Below are 26,779 nucleotides of genomic sequence, written 5' to 3' on the forward strand. Positions count from 1 at the left end.
CTGGCGACTTATCCCCATGTCTAAAGCCAGGGGCTTGCGTCTCGTTTTCCGGTCAAAGAGATCCAGAATTTCCTTAATCTGATATCAAAAATGATCGTTGAGAAAGATCCACCTGAGCACACCGAACTGCGGAAGTTAGCCAATCAGGGATTTACAACACGTGCTTTGGAAAGCTGGCGATCCATTATCGAGAACACCACGGAGCAATTGTTGGATAACGTTCAAAATTACGGCGGCATGAATGTTGTATCCGATTTGTCGGTACCACTACCAACGGTCATTCTTACTAAGATATTTGGCGTGCCAGAAACCGACAGAGCGAAGTTCATCGAATGGGCAATGGATATTACCACATTTTTTGGCGTACTGGGCGGCTCAAATATTGAAGAATTTGCACGCAAGGCAGATCTGGCTGCCGCACAGTTTTCTGCACTCATCAGGCAACTGATTGAACAACGACGTCGGCAACCCGGAACTGACATGATTAGCCTGCTAACCGTGGCTTACGAAGAGCAGGGATTTAATCTTGAGGAACTCCCATCTCTATGCATTCAGATCTTAAATGCAGGTCTGTTGACTACCACAGACCTGATTTCCAATGGGGTGAATGCACTGCTGACTCATCCGGAGCAACTGCAAAAACTGAAAAAAAATCCGACTCTGATCAATTCCGCTGTCGAAGAAATAATCCGTTTCGATACCTCGGTTCCTTTTTTCTTTCGGATTGCCAAACAAGACCTGACGATTGGCGGTAAGGACATCACGGCGGGTAGCGTCATTGCACTGGGGCTTGGGGCGGCGAATCATGACCCCCAGAAGTTTGACTCACCGTCCGTTTTCGATATTACGCGATCGCCCAACGAACACCTTGGGTTTGGTTCAGGCATTCACTTTTGTCTGGGATCTGTTTTAGCTCGCATGGAGTTAACTATTTGCTTAGCCACATTACTTAGAAGACTACCAAATCTCAGCTTCGATCCGGATAAACAAGCTATTTCAACAAAACATACAACTCTGCTCCTCAAAGGGTTCGATTCGCTACCCGTAAAGTTCTAGCACAGGCTTTAACAGTTACCAGTTATCAGTTATCAGTTATCAGTTATCAGTTTCATCCTCCGGGGGAAACACCACACCAAGAGCACCCCCAGAGCGTTGGTGGCTCTTTTAAATCCCCCACCATAGCAGGCGTTACTGTGGCTAGGCTGGTATCCAAACAGTGAATACTGAGCCAGCGCCTACGGTGGATTCTACTTCAATTCGACCCCGGTGGAGTTCTACAAGTTGTTTCGTTAAAGCCAAACCCAGCCCGGTTCCTCCGTAACGACGGCGGTAAGGTGTATCGAGTTGATGGAATTTCTCAAACAGTAGGGACAATTGTTCTTCTGGAATGCCTATGCCAGTATCCTCTACTTGAAATACTGCGGTTTCGTCTTCTACCCAAAGACGTAAAGTGACATTGCCGCCTTCTGGTGTAAATTTTATAGCATTAGTTAACAGATTCCAGACAATTTGTTTCACTCGCCTGACATCAGCAGTAAATATGTCTTGCTGCGGGTTAAGTTGCACATCCAGGTTGAGATTAACTCGCTGGCTTGTTGCTTTTTCTTTGAGCTCGTTGATTGTGGATTGAGCTATGTTTATCAATGAAAATTCTGTAATGTTTAAAACAGCCTTGCCTGCCTCAATTTGGGATAAATCGAGGATATCATTAATCATGTCTTGTAAATGTTCTCCACTATCGTGGATAGTTTGGATATAATCACGTTGACGCTGACTCAACTCACCAAAAGACCAGCGTAACAAAGTGGAAGACATGCCGATGACGTAAGTTAGAGGTGTGAGCAATTCATGGCTAATGGTGGCAAGAAATTCACTTCTTAGACGGCTGGCGGCTTCTGCGGCTTCTAGGGCGTCGTGAAGCGCCATTGTGCGCTCAACAACTCGTTGCTCAAGAGTTTGTTTTTCTTGAGTGAGCGATCGCATTAATTCTGCTTGATGAATGGCGATCGCCAGTTGTTCAGCCACAGAACTCAGCAAATTTTTCTCACTTTCACTCCAGTGGCGAGGAGTATTGCACTGATGAGCAATCAATAGCCCCCAAAGTTTATCCTCATACACAATTGGGGAAGCTAACTTTGCCCTGACTTTAGCTTTCCTTAAAAAATGTAACAAACACTCTTCTAGAGCATAAGTTTTTTCTACATCATCCACAGCCAACGTAAAGCCTTGGCGATACTTTTCCCAACATCGGGGTATCTGTGCAAAACAATTTTTTTCCTTATAATTCAACACCGATGGAATATCATCGTCAGCCCGGACTTCGTAGACAATGCAGCCTCCTTTGTCGGGTAATTCTTGCTGGTGTGTTTGGAAAGGTGTGGAGATGCAAAGGTGTGGAGATGGAAAGTTGTGGAGATGCAAAGGTGTGGAGATGGAAAGTTGTGGAGATGGGAATGGGGAGGTTGTTGAGTGTTGAGTCTTAACTGTTGATTCCTCAAATTTGTAAACGACAAGCCTGTCTAATTCCAAAAACTCTCGTACTTGTGCAACTGCTGTTGCCATAATCACAGGCAAATCTAGAGTTTTACGGATTTGACTTGTGACCTGATTTAACAGTCGTTCTTGAGCAATCTGTTTATTCAGAGCATGTTGCACAGGTTGACAGACAGAAATGTGAGGATAAGTTGGGGATGATGATTGTACCACCTCATGGTTTGCTTGTGGCAAAAAATACTTTAATAACAAAAGTGAGAATTGACTTTGAAGCGTGCCATCATTAGGAGCGGGAACTTGACGATATTGTTCAAGCTTTTGGTAGGTATAGGAATCTCGCTCAAACAAATCTCTCAAGTTCAAAACGAAGGAGGCGATCGCTTCTGGATCAAACGTCAATTCCACATTAAGTGCTGAGAAGTTTTTCGCCTCCTCTGGTTCCCATTGAGGAGCCAGCGCTGTGGACAAGTCTGACGACTTAAGGTGAGGAGCCTGCAACTGTCCGTTGGAGTTCCCATTGTAGTCAGTGGCGTTGCTGAATGCTGAGTCAAAAGTCTGCTCCCCCTGCTCCCCTCCTCCCTCGCTCCCTCGCTCCCTCGCTACCTCACTCCCTCGCTCCCTCACTCCCTCGCTCCCCTGCTCCTCTGGCGAACCCACAAGCAGCGCACTAAATTGTTCAGAAACCACCACGGTAAACCGTTGTATTTGCCATTCTTGGGGTAGATCAATCGGTGTCAACACAGCTTCTGTAAGTACCAAAGCCGCCTTTCCCACTGCTTGTTGAGCCATCTGCTGCAAGAATTCCCCAAGCTGATCAAAAACATTACTAGGCAAGGTTCGAGAAAAGCTCAAATCGCGAGAACTAGGCATTGTTAAAAATAAAAGTGAAAGGGGCTTTGTGCTATTGCTCAAAAATTTGTACTGTGTTGTAACCAACAGTTTAAGACGGTAATACAGGATTATGCATCGTATTAATGCCACATCGGGTGGATGGAACCCTCAATCGGAAGGCTTAATTTTTCTAGAACAAACCCCTGCTCCCATAGTGTTTCTTACGTCTGCTGATACCGATATTCAAACTTTGGCGGCGGCTGTACCGAAATTACCCACGACATTTCCTGCTTTAAGAGTTGCGAACCTACTGCAATTGCAGCAACAAGTAAGTATTGATGACTATGTTGAAAAAGTTTTAGAATTTGCTCAAGTAATTATTCTCCGCCTGTTAGGAGGGCGTTCTTACTGGGCTTATGGTTTAGAAGTTGTGCAGGAAATCGTCCAACGTAATGGTACAACCCTAATTGTAATGCCAGGGGATGACGCTATAGACCCCGATTTAATCTCTCACTCTACTCTACCTTTGAGTACTGTTAATCAGGTGTGGCGCTACTTTAACGAAGGCGGAGTAGAAAATATTCTCAATGCTCTCCAGTTTATCGCCGATACTTGCTTTTCAACTTCTTTTAATCCTTCACCTCCCCAGGTTGTTCCGCGCGTGGGGCTTTATGGATGGCAAATGAGAGATGAGGGAGATGAGGGAGCAGGGGGAGAAATCAATTCAAAATTCAAAATTCAAAATTCAAGCATTAGAGTTTCCTCCTCATCTCCCTCATCCTCCTTATCCTCCTCATCTCCTCAGCCTCTCGCCTCTAAAGTAGGAATTCTTTTCTACCGTGCTCATTATCTAGCAGGAAACACCAAGGTGATAGATGCTTTGTGCGATGCTTTGGCAAAGCGAAATCTAACGCCAGTGCCGGTTTTTGTTTCTTCTTTGCGTGATGTTGATGTTCAAACTGAATTGTGCGAGTTTTTTCAACCCAAGGATAAGCAGCAAATTGCACTGCTGCTGAATACCACGAGTTTTTCTCTGGCGCGTTTGGAAACAGAAACACCGCAGGTTGATTTGTGGCAAAAATTGGATGTGCCGGTGTTGCAAGTTATCCTTAGCGGTGGTGCGCTTCTGCAGTGGGAGTTGCAATTTCAAGGGCTTTCACCCCGCGATATGGCGATGAATGTGGCGCTTCCAGAAGTGGATGGGCGCATCATCTCTCGTGCTGTGTCTTTTAAGGCGGTACAAAGTAGCAGTTCGTCTTTGGAAACTGATGTGGTGGTTTATGAACCAGTAAGCTCGCGCATTGAGTTTGTCGCTTCTTTAGCTGCTAATTGGGTGCGTCTGCGTTCTAAGCCTCCTGAAGAACGTCGGGTGGCGCTGATTTTGGCAAATTACCCGACTCGTAATGGACGCTTAGCTAATGGTGTAGGATTGGATACGCCAGCCAGTTGTGTGGAAATTCTTCAGGCTTTGCAGTTGGCTGGGTATGGGGTGGAAGATATACCTAGTACTGGGGATGAGTTGATTGAGTGTCTCACGGCTGGGGTGACGAATGATCCGGAAGGTAGAGAGTTGCGTCCGGTGCTGCAAGGTGTTTCTGTAGAGGAGTATGAGGAGTACTTTGGTTTGTTACCGGAAGCTGTGCAAAAAGGAATTGGCGCAAGGTGGGGAAGTGTTTTTGAAATGAACCGCCAAGACGCAAAGGACGCCAAGGAAGAAAGAAAAGAAGGTTTTAATTTTCCCTCTTCGTTTCCTGTTTCGGGAATTCAGTTCGGTAACATTTTTGTGGGAGTTCAACCAGCGCGGGGGTATGATGTTGATCCAAGTTTGAATTATCATGCGCCGGATTTGGAACCAACTCATGATTATTTAGCTTTTTATTATTGGGTGAGGGAATGTTTTGGCGCTGATGCTGTGGTTCATGTAGGGAAGCATGGAAATCTGGAATGGCTTCCGGGTAAAAGTGTGGCTTTGTCGAGTCAATGTTATCCTGAGGTGGCTTTGGGAGCTCTTCCCCATTTGTATCCGTTTATTGTAAATGATCCTGGTGAAGGTTCGCAGGCTAAACGTCGCGCTCAAGCGGTGATTGTGGATCATCTGACGCCGCCTCTAACTCGTGCGGAACTTTATGGTTCTTTGCATGAGTTGGAAAATTTGATTGATGAGTATTATGAAGCGGAAAGTTTAGATCCCTCTCGTTTGCCAATCATAGGCGATCGCATCCGCGAACTGGTTGTCAAAGAAAATCTTTTCTTGGATTTGGAATTAAAGTATAAAGCAAAAGGTTTAACGCGAAAACAAGATTCTTCTGATTCAACGTTTGACTTGTCAGTTTTACCTTCGCTTGATGGTTATCTTTGTGAATTGAAGGAAGCTCAAATCCGCGATGGATTGCATATTTTTGGGCAATGTCCTCAAGGGCGACAACTGCGAGATTTAATTGTGGCGATCGCCCGTCTTCCCAATCGCCATCATATTGGATTTACCCGTGCTTTGGCTCAAGATTTGAACTTAGATTTTGATCCACTCACTGCTGATTTCAGTACTGAGTTATCAATTCAAGATATTCAGCTTTTAGCTGACAAAACTCAACACACCTGTCGCACTGTCGGCGATGCTGTCGAAGTATTAGAAGAACAAGCCGCCGAAATCGTAGAAAATCTCAGAACTCAGAACTCAGAACTCAGAACTCAGAACTCAGAACTCAGAAACGTCCTTAACTGGATACGCACCAAGCTTCTGCCTTCTTTACTACAAACTCACGAAGAAATTACTAACTTGTTACGTGGACTCGATGGCGGCTATGTCCCTAGTGCCCCCGCTGGCGCACCCACGCGGGGGCGTCCGGAAGTTCTGCCAACTGGTAAAAATTTTTATTCTGTAGATATCCGTGCTGTACCGACGGAAAGTGCTTGGGATGTTGGTAGAAAAGCGGCTGAGGCACTCATTGAACGCTACGCGCAAGAGCAAGGCGAGTATCCTAAAACACTAGGATTAACTGTGTGGGGAACTGCCACGATGCGGACTGGGGGTGATGATATTGCTCAGGCGCTGGCTTTACTTGGTGTGCAACCTGTATGGGATGGTGCGGCGCGACGGGTAGTAGATTTTGAAATTTTGCCGCTTTCTGTTTTGGGGCGTCCGCGTGTGGATGTGACGTTACGAATTTCTGGTTTTTTTAGAGATGCTTTTCCCAACTTGATTGATTTGTTCGATTCGGCTGTGCAAGCCGTGGCGGCTTTGGATGAACCACCAGAGGAAAATCCTCTTGCAGTACAAGTTCGACAGGAGACTGATTTTTGGACCAAACTTGGTTTAAGTTTACCAGAAGCAAGAGTGCGATCGCGCTACCGTATTTTTGGTTCTAAACCAGGTGCTTACGGTGCAGGACTCCAAGGTTTAATTGAATCACAAAACTGGACTGATGACCAAGATTTAGCTCGTGCTTACATCAACTGGAGTTCCTATGCCTACACATCAGGAAGAGTAGGGGAAGCAGGGGGAGAAATTACTTCCTCATCCCCCCCATCCCCCTCATCTTCCTCATCCCCCTCATCCCTTCAACAAGGACGTTCCGCGCCAGAAGCGTTTGAAATGCGGTTGCAACAAATGCAGATAGTGTTACAAAATCAAGACAATCGCGAACACGATTTGCTCGATTCTGATGATTACTATCAATTTCAGGGTGGTTTAACAGCTGCGATACGTAGTCTACGAGGAGAAAATCCCCAAACCTATTTTGGTGATAATTCGATTCCTGCTCAACCACGAATCCGCCAACTCAAAGAAGAAATCGCACGGGTGTATCGTTCTCGCGTGGTGAATCCTAAATGGATTGCAGGAGTGATGCGCCACGGTTACAAGGGTGCTTTTGAAATGGCGGCGACGGTTGATTATTTATTTGCTTACGATGCTACGGCAAAATGTGTGGAAGACTATATGTACGAAGGGATAGCCCAGACGTATTTATTTGACCCAGTTGTGTCGGAATTCATTGAGCAAAAGAACCCCTATGCTTTGCGTGATATGGCTGAAAGATTACTAGAAGCACATAAGCGCAGTTTATGGCACGATGTAAATATACAAACACTGGAACTTTTGCGAAACATAGTACATCAAGCCGAAGCAGCGATTGAAGAAAAATAAGTGGTGTAGAAAAAACTATGGAGAATCTTGCGTATCTGCACGTAGCTTCTGACTACGAGGACCTACCCCCCAGTGAATTAATCTCTCTGAGCCATTTGTTTAAGAAAACAGCAGCACCTGATTGGACACGGTTGTCTGGTAGGGCTTGGAAATATATGCTACCGCTAGCCATTGCCTTGTCTATTATCAGTAGTGTGAGCAGTGTGCTAGCACTTGAAAAAGGCGATCGCGGTCCTTCTGTGAGAAACCTACAACAACAGTTGAAAAGGACAGGCTTTTATCAAGCTCCTATAACTGAAGTTTATGACACCTCGACACAAGATGCCGTGCGCCGCTTCCAATCAGCTGCTGGCTTAGATGTTAACGGTGTTGCTGGATCTGTGACTGTACAAAAATTAGAGGGGTGGCGTACCTCTACTGAAGCTTCCCAACCTCGGAAGACGAGTACTGAGTCTCAAGCCAGAAGAACTAATGATGAAAATTCTCAACCTAGAAGAGTTAGTACTGAAACTTCACTAGCTAGAAGAACCAATGACCAAAATCCCCAAGCTACAAGAACCAGTACGGAGAATTCAGTAGCTAGCAAGCGTCGCAGTTCTAACTTTCTCCAGAAAGGAGATGAAGGTGAAGATGTCAGAATTCTGCAAGAACGATTGCGAATTGCAGGGTTTTACACTGGTAACTCAACAGGGATATACGGTCCCATTACTGAAGATGCTGTTAAGCGGTTCCAAGAGACTTACAATTTAGCTCCTGATGGGGTTGTCGGATCAGCAACGCTAGCAAAATTACCAGCCCTTGGTGTCGGTTATGGAGATGATGCACCCAGTAAACCGCGTATTGCTGGAGACAAACTCCGCCTAGGAGACCGTGGTGAGGCTGTGAGAGTTCTTCAAGAACAATTAATTAAGGCAGGATATCTACAAGGAGAGCCAAACGCTTACTTCGGTCCTAACACGGCAGATGCTGTACGGCGCTTTCAAGAAGATAATTACCTCGCTTCAAGCGGTATTGCTGGTCCAACGACCCGAGCAAAATTATACAGCTTGGTCAATACTGGTTCCAAGAGTGATTTCAATGTTTTGGAGATTCAAAGACGATTACGCGATCAGGGCTTCTACAAGGGTTCTCTTAACGGTGTGATGGGAGATGAGACAAAGCAAGCTATTAGACAAGCCCAACAATTCTACGGTATCAGTCTGAGTGATGTGAGAAGCGGACGCTATTAGTATCCGCTTGAATGTTGCTAGTATCGATACCTAACAGTTTGTCTACCTCCCATGACAGTAAGCTGACCGCTGGTATTTTCCAAAGTCTTTGAAGCAAAGGCTTTCCAGAATTGTAAAACCTAAGTGCTAGAGTGGCATGAGTGCCCTTTGGCACTTGGGACAAACAGCATGAATTGTCAACTGACAATCCAGCAGCTGATAACCTTCTTTTTGGGCAGTTTTCGCTCCAATTTTTAAAATCGAGTCGTTTTTGAACTCGATTGTTGTGTTGCACCTGACACAAATGAGGTGATGGTGGTGATGGGGGTAGGGTTGATTGAGTTCATAGTGTTTATGTCCTTCTCCCAGTTCCAGTTCTCGCAAGATTCCCATCCGCGCCATCAACTTGAGGGTGCGATAAATAGTCGATAGGCTAATTCCCTCGTTTTCGGTTTCTAGCCTTTCATAAAGGTCTTCAGCACTGAGGTGTTCTCCTTGCGGAAGTTCTTGAAAAATGTGTAAAATGACTTCGCGCTGGGGTGTTAAACGCCAGCCACGTTCATTAAGTTCTGCCTTTAGTGAGGCTGCTGTGTAGACTGTCATACTAATTTTTCTCAACAAAGCCCATTAGTTGCGAATATAGCAAAAGTTTGGACTAATTTGCAATAATCCAACAGTATTGAGAATAATTGCTAAATGTTTCAAGGTAGATGGTAAAGCCTTGACCACGCAAAAAAGTACGATCCCCGCCCTGATAGACGTTCTGCAAAAGGGCTAGGAAAGCTCTCTGCAATTAGATGAAAATAACTAGCCATAAGTTTAGTGGAAAGCTTTGGGAACGGGGATCAAGTTAGTCAACAGTCCAAAGTTAAAAGTCTTTGAGAACAGGTATCTTGTGTTCTGTTAAGAATGTATAATTTTTTTTGACTGGTAACAATTGACTATTGACGCTCACTAACTAGCTCAAAGACTCCAAGTAGTCGCGGATGAGATTGCGCCGTTTGGGTTGACGCAGCTTCTGCAACGCTTTAGACTCAATTTGCCGTACCCGTTCCCGTGATAAATCAAGAGCGCGTCCAATTTCTGCCAATGAGTAGGGATGACCATCAGCCAAACCAAACCGCATCAGAATCACATCGCGCTCACGGCTCGTTAAATCTGCCAGAAGATTGTGCAAGTCTTTTTGTAAAGATTCTCGCATGAGCGTCTGCTCTGGCGTTATATTATCGGTTTCGAGTAATTCTCCTAACTCTGTGTCTTTGTCCTTACCAACTTTTGTTTCCAAAGAAACGGAACGAGGTACGCGCAAAAGAACTTCCCGCACTTGTGCAGGTGTCATGTCTAGCTCTTGAGCAAGGTCTTCTAAAGTTGGGGTACGACCTTTTTCTTGGGCAATTTTCCGCTGAGCTTTTTTGATTTTGTTCAGCTTTTCTGTAATGTGAACAGGGAGGCGGATAGTACGGCTAGAAGTTGCGATCGCCCGTGTGATTCCTTGACGAATCCACCAGTAAGCGTAAGTGCTGAAGCGATAACCCTTAGTTGGGTCAAACTTCTCAACAGCTCGTTCCAAACCAAGAGTCCCTTCTTGGACTAAATCCAACAATTCCAAACCGCGATTTTGATACTTCTTAGCAACAGAGACAACGAGGCGAAGATTAGCCTTAATCATGTGTTCTTTTGCCTGGAGTCCATTGCTTTGAATTTTCTCCAGTTCTTCCACAGTTATCTTGGCAATTTCAGCCCAACGCCGTTTGCCTTGTCCTATAATCTGCTTGAGCTCGAACAGTTCTACACCAGCAGTACGAGCCCACCGTTCAAGAGAAGGACGATGTCCCAGCGCCGATGCCAAACGCTCTTGAGTTTCAATCAGCCTCAGATATGGTGCAATGACTTGATCTCCTTGCTCGGCGACGTCAGACAGAAGTATCCGCATCCGCAAGTAGCGCTGGACTTTTTGAGCTTCTGCAACTTCTTCATCCCGTCCTAATAACCGAACGCGACCAATTTCCTGAAGGTATAGACGTACTAAATCTGTGCTGCGTCGGTTAGGTGTAGCTAAGCTTGCAGGGTCAACAGAAGCTATCTCCAGTTCTTCCAGTTCATAAGACGGCAACTCACTTTCATCAATTGTGAGTTCCGGGTCAAAGACCTGCTGGGACTGTTTGCTATTGTAAGCGGCATCTGCGTAAAAAGATGTTGCTGGCATAAAAATTCGTCTCAATGGCTCCAGGTAACAATAGATGACGTTCAGCTAATCAACTGTTGCTATTGTTCCCGTGATTCTTCAAGAACTAACACGGTAGAGGGTGACCTTTAGGTTTTTTTTTCAAAAAACCTTTACTGGTTTTTGTTAACACAGTGCCTCCGAAGGCTCGGTTGCAGTAGCTTTCCCATGAACCAATAGCTATTCAAATTCCCTACTGGGCGATAAAAAGTGCAAATGACTTAATAAAGATTTGAACCTTTACATATTTTGACTGTCGCTTAGGAAGCAAAGTATAATCATATATCAGTGAAAAGTCCTGTTTTTATATGGATAGTCATATCTACATCGCTGTCTAGGTACTTTCCTGAAGATTTACTAATTTTCCTTCAAAAATGATTAGTTCTGTGGTTAGGGTGTAGGAAAGACGAGGAGGATGAGCGGGATGAGGAAGAGACTCCTCATTTTGAATTTCTCCTGAATGCGAATTTTGAATTGATTTGCTCCCCTACTCCGGCTTCTTATCTCGCAGCATCAGTTCTAAAAGCCCTTGTCGCGGTGTGATTTCACCCTGAAGTAAACGATAAACTTGTTCGGTAATTGGCATAGGAATATTTTGCTGCTTAGCTCGCTGCACTAAAACCTGAGTCGTATTAACTCCCTCAGCTGTTCCTTCTAAATGAGCGAGAATTTCTGCTAGTGTTTTACCACCAGCCAACTGGTAGCCAACTTGGTAATTGCGACTCAAGGGACTGTTACAAGTTGCTAACAAATCGCCCAAGCCGGACAAACCGTAAAATGTTTCCATCTTCGCACCCCAGTGAAGACCGATGCGAACCATTTCTGTCAGCCCACGGGTAACTAAGGCGGCTTTGGCGTTGGTTCCCAACTGCAAACCATCACATACACCAGCGGCGATCGCCATCACATTCTTCAGTGTCCCCCCCAGTTCCACTCCCAAGGGGTCAGAATTGGTGTAAACCCGAAAACGATCAGAAGAAAACACCATTTGCACAAACTCAGCTGCAGTCATGACACTGCTAGCAACAACCGTTGCAGCGGGTAATTCCTGTTCTATTTCTTTAGATAAATTGGGACCAGAGAGGACAACCACAGCATGAGCGCTTAAAGCTTCTTGCCAAATTTGTGACGGCGTACAAGTCGTTTCTGGGTCTAAGCCCTTCGTCGCGGTCACAAAAATAGTCTTTGGGGAAACGGGTAAAGACTGTAGTTGAGAGGTTATGGTTCTCACGCCCTTCATCGAAACAGCCGAAAGGACAATATCCGCACCTTGTATGACCTCCGCCAGTGTTTGCGAACCCCGACGCGACCACACACGCACTTCATGACCATTTGCGATCGCCAGACTAGCAAGAGCGCTTCCCCAAGCACCCGCACCCAGAATTGTGACCAATTTTGAATTAGTCATTAGTCATTAGTCATTAGTCATTGGTCATTAGTCATTAGTCGTTAGTCCTTCCCCTGCTCCCTCATCTCCCTCACTCCGGGGGTAACGCTCCATTAATTGTCTCACTTGCTCTGCATGATATGAACTTCTTGTCAATGGAGAGGAGACAACTTGTAAAAATCCTAGTTCTTCACCGAAGACTCTCCAAGCAGCAAATTGCTCTGGGGTGATAAAATCATCGATTTTCAAATGTTTTTGACTGGGTTGGAGGTATTGCCCAATGGTCAAAATATCGCAATCCACAACTCGCAAATCTCGCATAACTTGGCGGACTTCCTCATCAGTTTCGCCGAGTCCCACCATAATACCGGATTTGGTGTATACCCAAGGAGCAATTTGGCGAGAGCGCTGCAATAATTCGAGCGATCGCTCATAGTTCCCCTGCGGACGCACCCGCCGATATAAACGCGGAACCGTTTCTGTATTGTGGTTGAGAACTTCTGGTTGTGCTTGGAGAATCAACTCTAGCGCTTGCCAGTTACCGCACAAGTCAGGAATGAGAACCTCAATAGTGGTTTGGGGTGAGACGGTGCGAATAGCTTCAATACATTTGACAAACTGCGAAGCCCCACCATCTGGCAAGTCATCTCGGTTCACAGAGGTAATAACCACATGATTTAATTTCATGCGGCGTACCGCTTCTGCCAGTCGTGCTGGTTCCGTGGGGTCTAGAGGTTTGGGTTTTTTCTCAAAATCAATATCACAGTAGGGACAGGCACGCGTGCAAGCTGGTCCCATAATTAAGAATGTGGCTGTACCAGCGTTGAAGCACTCACCAATATTTGGACAGGACGCTTCCTCACAAACCGTATTGAGGGCTAAATCCCGCAAAATTTCTTTAACGTTACCAACGCGCTCCCATTGAGGCGCTTTTACCCGCAACCAGTCTGGTTTAACAGTCACAATCCGCTTCTACCACTTTATTTGTACATAGTAAATGGTAGCAAGCTTCATCAATTGGTGGATAAATATGCAAACTACTTTCCGATTTATCACTCTTTGTGATATTGTTTGATATATTGGAATAATTGTGCCGGGATGTGGCGCAGCTTGGTAGCGCACTTCGTTCGGGACGAAGGGGCCGCTGGTTCGAATCCAGTCATCCCGATTTTTTTTGTAGAGCGACTGTAAATTCGCAAATTCAATGTCGCATTTCGCAAATTAATGTCGTTTTGTGCAAATTTGTATCGTAAAGCTTACTGTGATAAGTTTTAGCAAAAGTCGATTGACAAACTCACTCCAGGACGGGTAGCTCAAGCAATGGGAGGAATTTTAGCGGCAATTAGTACACCAGCTAATCCGCCAAAACCTCGGGGAAAATCTCCAGGCTGGAAAACCGGACAACCTCAGCACCGCAGAATTTCTTATCCCATAGTCAAAAAAAGGCACTTATAAATTCCGGAACCCAGCAGCTAAGTCGGTTTAAATTGTGATGTTTTGATTTGTCTAATTCAAACTTTGTTAACCCAGTACTGTTGGCTTATTTTCTCATGCTTTAGTCTAAAGTCCAGTATGTTTGATATTCTTTTTTATTCCAAAGGCTCCAAGGGCAGCTCACTGAGTGCATCTATTCTATAGTGAGTTGTCTGGGGATTGCTGTCTATTACTCTATTTGTTCTAAACGACACATTCACTCACGAATCATGACTAATCATTTCACAAATATAGCAATCCTATTTCATTTATGAAATTTGGCTACCCTTCAGATCCCCGACTTCTCTAAGAAGTCGGGGATCTTGTTTTTCACAACTCATTTAGGATTGCTATATATCATGAGCCACCATTCATGTTCAAAAGGAGTGGCGATCGCCAGACTTCGCCCTCTTGACAATTAGTACAGATTTGGTGCCAGTGAGAACTTAGCAAGGGAGTTGAGAGATGCGATCGCTCTCCGCGCAGTGCCCAAGGGGCATCGCTAATCATGCCAGCCAATTCATTATAAGTACAAACCTCCCTCTGCTAGCACCCACTAATCACACATTCGTGAAATTACTGAATACGCTTAGCATTTGTCAGTTAACAGAGAAAAAATTGAATTGACACTTCAAGTGTCCTTGACTACAAAACTTAAATGAATCGCCAAAAAAGAAACAAAATTATATCTACTAACTGTATATTTATTGAACATTTTATCCGGCAAATTGTAAAGTTTTGTAAGACAACTGCATAAGTTGATTTTGCTGACATTTAGACAAGAATACAGGCAGAGTTATTTTTTCTCTAGCTTGACTTGTACTAGTTAGACTCAGGTGTGGAATCTAAATATGCGTAATAAATTTAATACATTAACAAAAAGAACTCAGAACTCAGGAGTCAGAAGTCAGAATGAACTTCTGTACGACTGGGTGACTCGTCTTGGGGTTTAAATAACGACAGTTAACACGGTGTCTACAATTGGTTGGAGTCTGAATCCCCATCCAATTGATTCTGAGTTCTGCGTTCTGACCTATGTGTTCTTCTTCAATAGCCGCAATTTACAAACCTCTTTTTTAGCAAGGATTTTTAAGAGGAAGTGTGCAAACAGTGTGCCTACATGTTTTGCACTTAGTGTTCGATTGTAACAAGTATTTCGTCATATTCCCATTAGGACAATCTATATGCCGATTGAAACAGTACCTGGAACTTCATTGCAGTACTACTTAGTTGCATTTGATGCTACTGGTAACGAACGCGATGAGCCAGAAGGCAAAATGAGCCAAAAGATATTGGATATCTTATCCACTGGGACAATTACGGATGTTTTCATCTTTAGTCATGGATGGTTGGGTGACATACCTGCTGCGCGTTTTCAGTACAACAATTGGGTTGGCGCGATGTCTAAAAACGTGGCTGATATTGAACAAATCAAACAAGCGCGGTCAGGATTTCGCCCACTGCTGATTGGTTTACACTGGCCTAGCTTACCTTGGGGTGATGAAGAATTAGGAAGTGGCTCTGTATCTTTTGCTCCGACAGAGACTGATCCAATAGAGCAGTTGGTTGAGCAGTACGCTCAGCGCATTGCTAATACAGAAGCAGCTCGACAGGCTCTAAGAATAATTTTCTCTGCTGCAATGGATGACATTGCTCCTGCTACCTTACCGCCAGAAGTCCGTGAAGCCTACGAGGTGTTGAACCAGGAGGCTGGCTTAGGCAGCGAAGGTGAAGGTGCAGCACCGGGGGCAGATCGTGAAGCATTCGATCCGGAAAGCATCTTTCAAGTAGCCGAATTAGAACCTATTAATTACGGTGACTCTGACTGGGGTGCGCTGTTGATGCCCCTGCAAGCGCTATCTTTTTGGAAAATGAAAGACCGAGCTTGTAAGTTTGGTGAAAGCGGCGGCTTTCAGTTGCTGACAAAACTTCAACAAGCAACGGCTGATAGTGTGCGATTCCACTTGATGGGTCACAGCTTTGGATGTATAGTTGTTTCTGCGATCTTGGCTGGTGATGGTCACAGTACCTTAGCCCGCCCAGTTAATTCCGTAGTATTGGTACAAGGCGCTTTATCATTCTGGTCTTACTGCTCCGATATCCCGGTAGCACCAGGTCGTGCTGGCTATTTTCATTCAATTGTCGCTGACCGCAAAGTCTCTGGTCCGCTCGTCACTACACAATCTGAGTTAGATACTGCTGTTGGCAAAATGTATCCTCACGGTGCTAGAGTCAGCCAACAAATAGCCTATGGCCTCAATGAATTTCCCAAATTTGGCGGACTAGGAACGTTTGGTGCCCGTGGACCTGGTCTGGAAATTGTAGATATGCAAATGCTTCCACTGGATGCTTCCTACAAGTTTGAAGCAGGCAAAATTTATAACTTAGAGAGCACTAAGTACATTTGCGATAATCCTGACGGAGGTTGGGGTGGTGCTCACAGCGATATTGCTAAACCAGAAGTTGCTCATGCTGTTTGGCAAGCAGCACTTAGTAGTTAATCAGACTAATTTGAGATGAGGATAACTCAAGTATGAACGAAGAACTTCTATTTTTTAATGGGCTTGATGGGGCAACTGGCGAGTACTTGCTGCCGCCGCTGACACCTCAGGAGGTTTCTAAAATTGCTCAGGGCGAAAAGTTTGAACCAGCACACCTCCTCGAACTCCAGAAAAAAAATCTACATGTCAAAGGTGTAGAACCTGAGTTTGCTCCAATAGAGGGAGTAGACCCGAAAAACCTCGCAGAAACTGGTTGGGGAGTCATTTTCGCTTTTGGGGTTGACCCTGCAATCACGGCAGCCCTTAGCCCACTATTAGAACATCGTCGAAAGCAAGCAACACAGAAAAAGGAACAATACTATCAGGAATACGTTTATCGTCCGGGCGAGTCAAAAAACCAGTTTCTTGCTCGTCATAAAGTTGGTCCTGGACCTGCCGATCCAGACAAAATGCCCTACTACTTGCTGATCGTCGGCGATCCCGAGACTATTCCTTATAGCTTTCAATACCAACTTGATGTCCAGTATGCGGTAGGTCGTATTTATTTCGACAAACCAGAAGAGTATGCTCAGTATGCTCACAGTGTCGTAGAAGCAGAAACAGGAAAGCTTTCACTTGCCCGTCGTGCTAGCTTCTTTGGTGTGCAGAACAATGGTGACGCAGCAACTCAACTCAGTGCTAGCAATTTAATTAAACCGCTAGCTGAATGGATGGTTAAAGACCAACCAAATTGGAATGTGCAAACCCTACTTAAAGAAGAAACTACAAAGGCGCGATTGGGACAACTTTTAGGAGGTAGCGAAACCCCCAGTCTGCTTTTCACCGCTAGTCACGGTATAGGCTTTCCGAATGGCGATCCACGACAGTTGTTGCACCAAGGGGGACTGGTTTGTCAAGATTGGCCTGGTTGGCATCAGTGGAAAGGAAAACCGATTCCAGAAGACTTTTACTTTTCAGGCGACGATGTGAGTGACGACGCGCGGTTGTTTGGGCTAATAGCGTTCCACTTTGCCTGCTACGGTGCTGGTACGCCCAAAATGAATGACTTTGCTCATCAACAAGCTTTTAGCGATCGCTCAGCAATTGCTCCTCACGCCTTTATTGCCCGTTTGCCACAGCGCTTACTCAGCCACCCTAAGGGAGGTGCCTTGGCTGTCATCGGTCACGTAGAACGAGCCTGGGGGTGTTCTTTTGTGTGGAAGCATGCTGGGCAGTCTACCGGGGCGCAATTGCAAGTTTTTCAGAGTGGCTTGAAGCGCTTGATGGAAGGACATCCAGTTGGATCAGCCCTAGAGTTTTTCAACCAACGCTATGCTGAACTTTCCTCAGATCTCAGCGCTCACCTAGAAGATATTAAGTACAAGCTGAAACCTGATGCTTCTGATGATTTTATTACATCTGATATGTGGACGGCAAACAATGACGCCCGCAGCTATATGATTATCGGTGACCCGGCAGTCCGGCTTGTTGTTGGTGATGCAAACACTGAGCGCCCAATCATTGAACAAGTGATTTTGCAGTCTGCACCTGCGACACAAGCTGAAACATCTGGGATCGAGCAAGCTCAAATGGACTTAATCAAATCTTTAGAACAGTTTCTAGAGAAAGCCCAGCAAGCCCCAGCTCTTCAACTCGAACAACTTCAGGCAACAGTGTCAGCCGTAACTAGTTTGCTTGAGACATTGAAAAAACAAGCTTAACTGTAAGCTAAAGCACATTTAACTTGCATGAGAAAATGTTCTGAATATCTTGTGGGGTGGGCCGGAAAGCCATTAGTGTCAACAATCACGTGAAAACCACTATAGAACAAGCTTTTAGAGATTGCCTCGTTTCCAGCCTCAGGCTGGGAATGCATAACTTGAGGCTCTGCCTCCCTTAAAAGCGGCAGAGCCGCGCCCACTGCATTTCCTGCTTAGACCTGGAAACGAGATTTTAGAAGGATTTTGGCTTAAGTTGACACGCATGGCATCTTGCCCGCCCAGTTTATGCAATTTAAATGCTGATTAACTGTATCACCGCATTTTTCGCTGTGTCTCAACAAATTAGACACAGCGAGACATAACCAGGGAAGATGACGCATGAACACCTTTGAGTTTGAGATTACCATTCAAGGTAAGTCAGGCGATAATAGCTGGCCCATCGTTGTCAGATGTAAGCAACCAGATGGACTCACCATCCATTCAAAAGGGATGCTCCAGCTTAGTCAGGATGACTTCTACCAGTTGACAGCAGCACTAGAGGACGAAAAGGAATACGGAACTCTACTCGGCAAAGCCCTCTTTCAGGAGAATGTGCGCGACATCTTTGTGCGTGCTTTATCCAAGAGTAGTGAGGACTGCTTTCTACGAATTTTACTCTCTGTTGAAGCTGCTGAAAAAGACGAAGTTAGAACGTTGCATTGGGAAAGGCTGTGCGCTCCTATCGATGCAGACGGGGCTTGGCATCTATTAGCCCGTGATCGGCGTGTGCCATTTTCCCTGTATATACCAACGATTATTGACCGCCGATTTCCCCCAATTGGGCGGCGCGATTTGCGGGCACTGGTACTGGTGGCTAGCCCTGATAATTTAGGTGCTTATCAGTTAAGCCCCTTTGATGTTCAGGCTGCTATATCTGGAGTTGGGCAAGCTCTTGGTAAAATACCTTACGATATTTTAGCAAATAATGTTAAAGGTGCTCTCGGTCCACCAACGCTAGAAGAACTGTCTAAACAACTAACCAACGCCCAGAAACCATATACCTTGCTCCATTTTGTGTGTCATGGTATGCTAAGTAATGACGCACAACGAGAGACCGCTCTTTTCTGGGCAACAGCAGATAACCAAGTCCAGCGAGTGACTGGGAAGCAATTGCTAGATGAGCTACGCTACGTAGGCGGTCAGAAAGGCTTACCCCATTTTGCTTTCCTCTGCAGTTGCGAGACTGCCGATCCAAGAGCAGAAGGAGCATTAGGCGGATTGGCTCAGCGATTGGTACGAGATTTAGGGATGCCAGCTGTCGTGGCAATGACCCGTAAGGTGAGCGTAAAGACAGCTTTGGCTTTGGGAGAGAGCTTTTACCAACGACTAGGAAACTCCGGAGTGGTAGACGTAGCACTACAGGAGGCAACAGCCGGACTAGGAAACCGCGACGATATCACTGTTCCAGCCCTTTTTAGCCGCTTGGGTGGGCGTCCTTTGTTTAGCGATCGCCTGGAAAATCGCGAGCTAACCGACGCAGAAATCGAGTATGGCATCGGGAAACTCCAAGATTTGCTCAAAGAGCGTGCCCCGAATGCATCTAGGCTAAATCAAAGGTTTCAAACGCAAGCAAAGACGCTGGAAAATACACTGAGAGCAGAATCATCACCTACAGCACGTGACGAGCGAAAGCGGGCTTTAATTGAACTCAACAACATCTGTGACCAGATATTGGATTTCAGCTTTGATGAGCTTGCAGCCTCAGATAAGAAACCCCCAGAATATAAAGCTGAGTGCCCCTTCCCTGGTCTATCTTCCTTTGGTGATAAAAAATACCACAAGTTCTTTTTTGGGCGTGATGAACTGATCCAAGAGTTACAAAACAAACTGCACAAAGATAACTTCCTAGCCGTTATCGGTCCTTCGGGTAGTGGCAAGTCATCCGTGGTGCTTGCAGGGCTGATTCCCAAGCTTAAAGAGCAACAGCCAAGCTTACAGTGGGTATACCTCACCCCAGGTAGGGAACCGAGTAAACAACTCGAAAAACGATTAGAAAGACTCTCGAAAGTACCACACCAGCATTCATTATTAGTCGTAGACCAATTTGAGGAACTGTTCACTCTCTGTGATGATGGAGTTAATCGGCAAGAATTTATTAAAAAATTATTAACTATTGCCCAGCAACAGAAAGTCATAATAACCATGCGGGCTGATTTTTTGGGAGAGTGTACTTTCTATCCTGAACTGAGTAACCGCATTGAAACCCGACAAAAATTAGTTGGACCGATGACACCTGCTGAACTGGTAACAGTCATGAAGATGCAAGCAGACGGGGCAGGGCTGCGCTTTGAAACTGGTTTAAGTAACTCGATTCTCAATGATGTCCAAGAAGAGCCAGGGGCAATGCCACTGCTACAATATGCTTTGCAGGAATTGTGGAAGCGACGGCATGGGCGTTGGTTATGCAATGACGAATATGGAGCGATCGGTAGAGTTCAACAGGCAATAGCCAAAACTGCTAACGATTTCTACAATAGCTTGCCAAATAGTCAGCAAAAAAACCAAGTCCGGGATATTTTCTTGCGCTTAACTCGCTTGGATGAGAGCACAGTCCAAGGGGAAAAGCGACGGGACACGCGACGGCGAGTGACGCTAGAGGATTTGGTACCAATAGATGGTGAGTTGGCTGTCACAAAGAAACTGGTGCAGCAGTTGGCAGGTGAAGGAGCGCGACTGGTGGTGACTAGCCGGAACGAAACGACGGGCAAAGAAGAGGTGGAAGTTGCCCATGAAGCTCTGATTCGCTACTGGCCTATGTTACAGGAGTGGTTGGATGAAAACCGCACTAACCTGCTACTGCGCGAGAAAATCCGCCAAGAATCCTTCGAGTGGAATCAGCATGAGCGACATGAGGACTCTCTGGAGATCAAGGGCGCACAATTAGTAGTTGCAGAAAGTTTGTTGCAGCAGCCGATGTTTTTGAACAAACTTGAGGCTGAGTATGTGAAAGCTTGCGTGGAGTTGCGCGATCGCCTGCGTCAGCAAGAAGAAGAACGCAGACAGCGAGAGTTAGAGCAGGAGAAAAAAGCGCGAAAAGCGGCTCAATCGAGGAACAGAGTAGCAACCATATCCGCTGGGGTGCTGGCTGTGTTAGCCGGCTTCGCCTTATATCAGTGGCGAGTGGCAGGACGACAGAGTGTAAATGCCCTGGCTCAAACGTCTGAAGCTTCCTTACTTGCTAATAAGCAGCTTGAGGCTATGGTTGCTGCTATACAAGCAGGCAAACAACTTAAGGCAGCTTACTTAGAACAAGATCCTAGTGCAAGTCAGACCGTGAGTACTGTACTACAACAAGCGATATACAACGTGCAAGAACGTAACCGCTTGGAAGGGCATAGCAGTCAGGTCATGAGCATAGCATTTAGCCGAGATGGCAAGACAATTGCTTCTGGTAGTTATGACAACACCATTAAACTATGGGATGTGGTTACAGGCAAACAAATTATCACCCTCAACGGGCATAGCGGTCAGGTCAACAGCGTAGAATTCAGCCGTGATGGCAAGACCTTGGCTTCCGGTAGTTATGACAACACCATCAAACTGTGGGATGTGGTTACAGGCAAAAAACTCAAAACCCTTAACGGGCATAGCGGTGCGGTCACTAGCGTCGCTTTCAGCCCAGATGGCAAGACAATTGCTTCTGGTAGTTCTGATAACACTATCAAACTGTGGGATGTCGCTCTTGGCAAACAATTCAAAACCCTCAATGGGCATACCAATCATATCTTGAGCGTCGTCTTCAGCCCAGATGGCAAGACAATTGCTTCTGGTAGTTCTGATAACACTATCAAACTGTGGGATGTCGCTCTTGGCAAACAATTCAAAACCCTCAATGGGCATACCAATCATATCTTGAGCGTCGTCTTCAGCCCAGATGGTAAGACTCTTGCTTCTGGTAGTGCTGACAGAACCATCAAACTGTGGAATGTGGCTCTTGGCAAACAATTCAAAACCCTCAACGGGCATACAAGTGCGGTCTTTAGCGTCGCTTTTAGCCCAGATGGCAAGACTCTTGCTTCTGATAATAATAAGACCATCAAACTGTGGGATGTGGCAACTGGTAAAGAACTCAAAACCCTCAATGGGCATGACCGACCCGTCTCCAGCGTCGCCTTCGGTCCAGATGGCAAGATTCTTGCTTCTGTTAGTTTTGATGACCCTATCATCAAACTGTGGGATGTGGCAGGTGGAAAACAACTCGAAACCGTCAACGAGCATAGCAGTAAGCTCATGGACTCCAAGTTTAGCCCAGATGGCAAGATTCTTGCTTCTGCTAGTCTTGGCACCATCATCATGTGGGATGTGGCGGGTGGCAGACAACTCAAAACCCTTAACGGGCATAGCAGTAAGGTTACGAGCTTCGACTTTAGTCCAGATGACAAGACTCTTGCTTCTGGTAGTGATGATGGAACCATCAAACTGTGGGATGTGGTAGGTGGTAAAGAACTCAAAACTCTCAACGGGCATAGCACTAGGGTCACAAGCGTCGCCTTCAGCCCAGATGCCAAGACTCTTGCTTCTGGTAGTGATGACAATACCATCCGACTATGGGATGTGGCAGGTATTAAACAACCCAAAATCCTCAACGTTTATAGAGGTGATCTTAATAGCATCGCCTTCAGTCCAGATAGCAAAACCTTGGCTTTTGGTAGTTCGGACAACACCATCAAACTTTGGGATTTGGTAAATGGTAAAGAACTCAAAACCCTCAACGGGCATAGCAGTAGGATCACAAGCATCGCCTTCAGCCGAGATAGCAAAACCTTGGCTTTTGGTAGTTCGGATAACACCATCAAACTTTGGGATTTGGTAAATGGTAAAGAACTCAAAACCCTCAACGGTGATGACGGTAATTTGGATAGCATCCCTTTCAGCCCAGATGGCAAAACCTTGGCTTTTCGTAGTTCGGACGACACCATCAAACTTTGGGATTTGGTAAATGGTAAAGAACTCAAAACCCTCAACGGGCATAGCAGTAAGGTTACGAGCTTCACTTTCAGCCCAGATGGCAAAACCTTAGCTTCTGGTAGTTTTGACGACAGTATTAAACTGTGGAATGTACTCACAGGCAAAGAAATCACTACCCTCAAAGGGCACAATGCGTACTGGAGTATAGCATTCAGTCCAGATGGCAAGACTCTTGCTTCTCGTAGTTATGATAACACCATCAAACTGTGGAATGTGTACTTAGATGATCTAAATGCTCTAATGATGCGTAGTTGTGATTCGATACGCGCTTATTTGCAGACAAATCCCAACGTTAGTGAGAGCGATCGCCACCTCTGCGATGATTATCAACAACAAGCAAAGTGAACAGAAGCACTAGCTGTTGTGCTTACTCTTATCCAAGTTCAGAAATTTACTTAATTCCCTAAGCAAAAGAAAGTGAGTTATGAACACCTTTGAAATTACCATCCAACGTAAGAGTGGCGATCGCTGGCCAATTGTCGTCGAACATAACCGACGTGATGTACTGCTACCCATCCGTTCTGAAGGCATTTTTGAATTCAATCAGCAAGATTTTCAAGACCTTATTAGCCTACTAGGACAGCCGAAGGAGTATGGCACGCGATTGGGCAAAGCACTGTTTTGCGATGAGGTACGCGATGCCTTTGTTGGTGCTTTGCGCGACTCTACTGAACCACTACGGGTACTACTGTTTATCGAAGCAGAAGATATAGATATCAGAACATTGCGTTGGGAAAGGTTGTGCGCCAACATAGATGATAATTGGTATTTTTTAGCACTAGAGCAGCGAACACCTTTTTCTCTCTACATTCCCGCTATTACTGATCGCCGCTTTCCACCCATTGGACGGCTTGACTTGCGAGCACTGGTACTGGTAGCCAGTCCATCAGGGTTAGGAAAGTACAGTTTAGACTCATTCGATGTTGAGGCAACTGTAAATAGTGTGCGGCAAGCATTGGGGAAAATTCCGTGTGACGTTCTTGCTTTTGTTGACAAAGCGATCGGACCCCCGAACCTAGATGAGTTGTGTAAGCAGCTCACTGACCAGACAAAGCAGTATACATTACTACACTTTGTCTGTCACGGCAAACTGATTGAACAATCTGAAACCGTTTTGTATTGGGCAAAAGCCGATAACTCTGTCGAAGTCGTTACTGGTACTCGTTTGCTCGAACGGTTGCGATCGCTACGAGGAGCGCGAGGGCTACCTCATTTTGCTTTCCTCTCCACGTGTGAGAGTGCTAGTTCAGCAGCAGAACAGGCATTAGGAGGATTAGGGCAACGATTGGTACGGAACTTAGGTATGCCAGCTGTGGTGGCGATGACCGAGAAGGTGACAATCAGAACAGCCCAAGTTTTAGCAGAGAACTTTTACAAGCAATTGCAACAGTCCGGAGAGGTAGATTTGGCTCTATGTGAGGCGACGGCGACATTAGCAGAACGCTACGACATCACTGTTCCTGCATTGTTTAGCCGCTTGGGTGGTCGTCCTCTGTTTAGTGACCAATTAGACCAAGACCTCAAAAACTCTGCAATCGAATTTGGTTTAGAGTGTGTGCAAAATTTGCTTCCAGAACGGGCACCAGTGCTACAAAAGACCTTTGAAGAGCAAGCACAAAAACTAAAACAGACTTTGGATGCAGATGTGACTGCCTTAAGCAAACAAGCCCGTCTGGAGAAAGAGCAAGCGTTAGTTGAGGTTAACAACCTCTGTGATCAAGCACTCGACCTCAGCTTTAATGCTTTGGCATTAGGTCAAAAACCACCAAAGTATGATTCTCGTTGCCCCTTTCAAGGATTGTATGCTTTCGGCGTTGAACAGCGCGAGTTTTTCTTTGGACGCAAGCGGTTGATTGAACAACTCCAAGAAAAACTAGCTAAGCATAACTTCTTAGCTATTTTAGGAGCTTCCGGAACTGGAAAGTCATCAGTCGTTTTAGCGGGGTTAATTCCGCAATTACAGCAAAAACAGCCAAATCTACAGATGGCTTACTTAACTCCTAGTAGCGAGCCACTGGTACAGCTAAAAGTAAGTTTGTCACATATATTACCAAATAAACCTTCTATACTGGTAGTAGACCAGTTTGAAGAACTATTTACTCTTTGCACTGATGAAACCAAGCGCGTTGCTTTCATCGACCAATTGTTAGCCATTGCTCAGCAACAGAAAGTGATACTGACCATGCGGGCAGATTTTTGGGGAGAGTGTGCCACCTACACTCAGCTTAAAGAACTTATGCAGGTCAGGCAAGAGTTGATTGCACCAATGGATTCCAGCGAACTGCGTGAAGCGATGGAAATGCAAGCAGCCAAAGTGGGGCTGCGTTTTGAAGCTGGCTTAAGCAACTTGATTTTAGACAATGTCCAAGGAGAGCCAGGGGCAATGCCACTTCTACAACACGCCTTACTGGAACTGTGGAAGCGGCGACACGGACGGTGGTTGTGTTGTGAGGAATACGAAAAAATTGGTGGTGTTCAGCAAGCGATCGCCAAAACTGCTGATGATGTTTACAATAATTTATCAGAAGACGAGAAAGACCAAGTTCGGAATATATTCATTCGCCTCACCCGCTTAGATGAAACTGCCGTACAAGGAGAAAAGCGACGAGACACACGACGGCGAGTGGGATTAGAAGAACTTGTGGCAATAGGTGGTGAGTTGGCAGTCACAAAGAAACTGGTGCAGCAGTTGGCAGGTTCAGGGGCGCGACTTGTAGTCACCAGCCGCAACGAAACGACGGGCAAAGAAGAAGTGGAAGTCGCCCATGAAGCTCTGATTCGCTACTGGCCAAGGTTACAGGATTGGTTGGATGAAAACCGCACTAACCTGTTACTGCGCGAGAAAATCCGCTCCGAATCGCTAGAGTGGAATCAGCATCAACGAGATGAGGACTATCTGGAGCTAAAGGGCGCACAATTAGTAGTTTCAGAATCTCTGTTGCAGCAGCCGATGTTTTTGAACAAACTTGAGGCTGAGTATGTAAAAGCTTGCGTGGAGTTGCGCGATCGCCTCCGTCAGCAAGAAGAAGAACGCAGACAGCGTGAGTTAGAGCAGGAGAAAAAAGCTCGAAAAGCGGCTCAATCTCGGAACAGAGTAGCAACCATCTCCGCTGGGGTGCTGGCTGTGTTAGCTGGCTTCGCCTTATATCAGTGGCGAGAGGCAGGACGACAGAGTGTAAATGCCCTAGCTCAAACCTTTGAAGCTTCCTTGCTTTCCAATAGACAGCTTGAGGCTATGGTTGCTGCTATACAGGCAGGCAAACAACTTAAAGCTGCCTACTTAGAACAAGATCCTAGTGCGAGTCAGAGCGTGAGCACAGTACTACAACAGGCGATTTACAACGTGCAAGAACATAACCGCTTGGAAGGGCATAGCAAAGAGGTGTTGAGCGTCGCCTTGAGCCGTGATGGCAAGACTCTGGCTTCTGGTAGTGATGACAACACCATCAAACTGTGGGATGTGGCAACAAGCAAAGAACTCAAAACCCTCAACCGGCATAGCAGTTCTGTCAGTAGCGTCGCATTCAGCCCAGATGGCAAGACTCTGGCTTCTGGTAGTTATGACAACACAATCAAACTGTGGGATGTGGCAACAAGCAAAGAACTCAAAACCCTCAACCGGCATAGCGGGTCTGTCAATAGCGTCGCCTTCAGTCCAGATGGCAAGACTCTGGCTTCTGGTAGTTCTGACAACACCATCAAACTGTGGGATGTGGCAACAAGCAAAGAACTCAAAACCCTCAACGGGCATAGCGGGTCTGTCAATAGCGTCGCTTTCAGCCGTGATGGCAAGACTCTGGCTTCTGCTAGT

13 protein-coding genes and 1 tRNA gene are annotated in these 26,779 nt (G+C 45.8%); 8 read left to right on the forward strand and 6 right to left on the reverse strand.

Annotated features, from left to right (window positions below; genetic code table 11):
* The first annotated feature begins 90 nt into the window (after nucleotides 1-90).
* Entirely contained in the window at nucleotides 91-1,056 is a 966-nt protein-coding gene (locus AACT52_RS40515) for a cytochrome P450 (RefSeq protein WP_073635754.1), read from the forward strand.
* A gap of 141 nt (nucleotides 1,057-1,197) precedes the next feature.
* Here AACT52_RS40515 and AACT52_RS40520 read toward each other — a convergent pair whose 3' ends face one another.
* The gene (locus AACT52_RS40520; protein ID WP_073635755.1) at nucleotides 1,198-3,363 is read right to left on the reverse strand and encodes a GAF domain-containing sensor histidine kinase; all 2,166 of its coding nucleotides are present in this window, start codon (nucleotides 3,361-3,363) and stop codon (nucleotides 1,198-1,200) included.
* 91 nt (nucleotides 3,364-3,454) lie between these two features.
* Between AACT52_RS40520 and cobN the strand changes: the two genes are divergently transcribed.
* Both cobN and AACT52_RS40530 read left to right on the forward strand, forming a co-directional pair.
* Nucleotides 3,455-7,468, forward strand: coding sequence for a cobaltochelatase subunit CobN (cobN, locus tag AACT52_RS40525; protein WP_073635756.1), 4,014 nt, complete (start codon nucleotides 3,455-3,457; stop codon nucleotides 7,466-7,468).
* 17 nt (nucleotides 7,469-7,485) lie between these two features.
* Nucleotides 7,486-8,697, forward strand: a complete 1,212-nt coding sequence (locus AACT52_RS40530; protein WP_073635757.1) for a peptidoglycan-binding domain-containing protein — start codon at nucleotides 7,486-7,488, stop codon at nucleotides 8,695-8,697.
* Nucleotides 8,698-8,823: 126 nt separating this feature from the next.
* Here the strand turns inward: AACT52_RS40530 and AACT52_RS40535 are convergent, their stop codons facing one another.
* From AACT52_RS40535 to lipA, 4 genes are all read right to left on the reverse strand, one after another.
* Nucleotides 8,824-9,279, reverse strand: a complete 456-nt coding sequence (locus tag AACT52_RS40535) for a Fur family transcriptional regulator (protein WP_073635758.1) — start codon at nucleotides 9,277-9,279, stop codon at nucleotides 8,824-8,826.
* 355 nt (nucleotides 9,280-9,634) lie between these two features.
* Entirely contained in the window at nucleotides 9,635-10,882 is a 1,248-nt protein-coding gene (sigC, locus tag AACT52_RS40540) for an RNA polymerase sigma factor SigC (RefSeq protein ID WP_073635759.1), read from the reverse strand.
* 505 nt (nucleotides 10,883-11,387) lie between these two features.
* Nucleotides 11,388-12,308 (reverse strand): NAD(P)H-dependent glycerol-3-phosphate dehydrogenase, encoded by a 921-nt coding sequence (locus AACT52_RS40545; RefSeq protein ID WP_073635760.1) that lies wholly within the window; start codon nucleotides 12,306-12,308, stop codon nucleotides 11,388-11,390.
* Nucleotides 12,309-12,335: 27 nt separating this feature from the next.
* Entirely contained in the window at nucleotides 12,336-13,250 is a 915-nt protein-coding gene (lipA, locus tag AACT52_RS40550; protein ID WP_073635761.1) for a lipoyl synthase, read from the reverse strand.
* Nucleotides 13,251-13,381: 131 nt separating this feature from the next.
* Between lipA and AACT52_RS40555 the strand changes: the two genes are divergently transcribed.
* Nucleotides 13,382-13,455, forward strand: a tRNA-Pro gene (locus tag AACT52_RS40555).
* A 662-nt stretch (nucleotides 13,456-14,117) separates the two neighbouring features.
* Here AACT52_RS40555 and AACT52_RS40565 read toward each other — a convergent pair.
* On the reverse strand, nucleotides 14,118-14,270 hold the full coding sequence (locus tag AACT52_RS40565; RefSeq protein ID WP_158054967.1) for a hypothetical protein: 153 nt from the start codon (nucleotides 14,268-14,270) through the stop codon (nucleotides 14,118-14,120).
* 674 nt (nucleotides 14,271-14,944) lie between these two features.
* On the opposite strand from AACT52_RS40565, the gene AACT52_RS40570 reads away from it, so the two are divergent.
* From AACT52_RS40570 to AACT52_RS40585, 4 genes are all read left to right on the forward strand, one after another.
* Nucleotides 14,945-16,261 carry a hypothetical protein gene (locus AACT52_RS40570; protein WP_073635762.1) on the forward strand — a complete coding sequence of 439 codons (1,317 nt, stop codon included), beginning with the start codon at nucleotides 14,945-14,947 and terminating at the stop codon, nucleotides 16,259-16,261.
* A 32-nt stretch (nucleotides 16,262-16,293) separates the two neighbouring features.
* Nucleotides 16,294-17,961: a hypothetical protein gene (locus AACT52_RS40575; RefSeq protein WP_073635763.1), complete on the forward strand. Its 1,668-nt coding sequence runs from the start codon at nucleotides 16,294-16,296 to the stop codon at nucleotides 17,959-17,961.
* 378 nt (nucleotides 17,962-18,339) lie between these two features.
* A complete protein-coding gene (locus tag AACT52_RS40580) occupies nucleotides 18,340-23,313 on the forward strand; it encodes an nSTAND1 domain-containing NTPase (RefSeq protein ID WP_073635765.1) in 4,974 nt (1,657 codons plus the stop codon).
* Between the two features lie 79 nt (nucleotides 23,314-23,392).
* Nucleotides 23,393-26,779: nSTAND1 domain-containing NTPase (locus tag AACT52_RS40585; RefSeq protein ID WP_233154188.1), on the forward strand; the 3,387-nt coding region annotated here is incomplete at its 3' end.

This window comes from Scytonema sp. HK-05 (genome assembly GCF_963872035.1).
Classification (GTDB): Bacteria; Cyanobacteriota; Cyanobacteriia; order Cyanobacteriales; family Nostocaceae; genus Kalymmatonema.

Excerpts from the sequence above, each read along its gene's own strand:
- AACT52_RS40580 (WP_073635765.1), top strand. The coding sequence starts at position 18,340 with ATGAACACCTTTGAGTTTGAGATTACCATTCAAGGTAAGTCAGGCGAT.
- AACT52_RS40545 (WP_073635760.1), bottom strand. The coding sequence starts at position 12,308 with ATGACTAATTCAAAATTGGTCACAATTCTGGGTGCGGGTGCTTGGGGA.
- sigC (WP_073635759.1), bottom strand. The coding sequence starts at position 10,882 with ATGCCAGCAACATCTTTTTACGCAGATGCCGCTTACAATAGCAAACAG.
- AACT52_RS40535 (WP_073635758.1), bottom strand. The coding sequence starts at position 9,279 with ATGACAGTCTACACAGCAGCCTCACTAAAGGCAGAACTTAATGAACGT.
- AACT52_RS40570 (WP_073635762.1), top strand. The coding sequence starts at position 14,945 with ATGCCGATTGAAACAGTACCTGGAACTTCATTGCAGTACTACTTAGTT.
- AACT52_RS40515 (WP_073635754.1), top strand. The coding sequence starts at position 91 with ATGATCGTTGAGAAAGATCCACCTGAGCACACCGAACTGCGGAAGTTA.
- AACT52_RS40520 (WP_073635755.1), bottom strand. The coding sequence starts at position 3,363 with ATGCCTAGTTCTCGCGATTTGAGCTTTTCTCGAACCTTGCCTAGTAAT.
- AACT52_RS40575 (WP_073635763.1), top strand. The coding sequence starts at position 16,294 with ATGAACGAAGAACTTCTATTTTTTAATGGGCTTGATGGGGCAACTGGC.
- AACT52_RS40530 (WP_073635757.1), top strand. The coding sequence starts at position 7,486 with ATGGAGAATCTTGCGTATCTGCACGTAGCTTCTGACTACGAGGACCTA.
- cobN (WP_073635756.1), top strand. The coding sequence starts at position 3,455 with ATGCATCGTATTAATGCCACATCGGGTGGATGGAACCCTCAATCGGAA.
- AACT52_RS40565 (WP_158054967.1), bottom strand. The coding sequence starts at position 14,270 with ATGATTAGCGATGCCCCTTGGGCACTGCGCGGAGAGCGATCGCATCTC.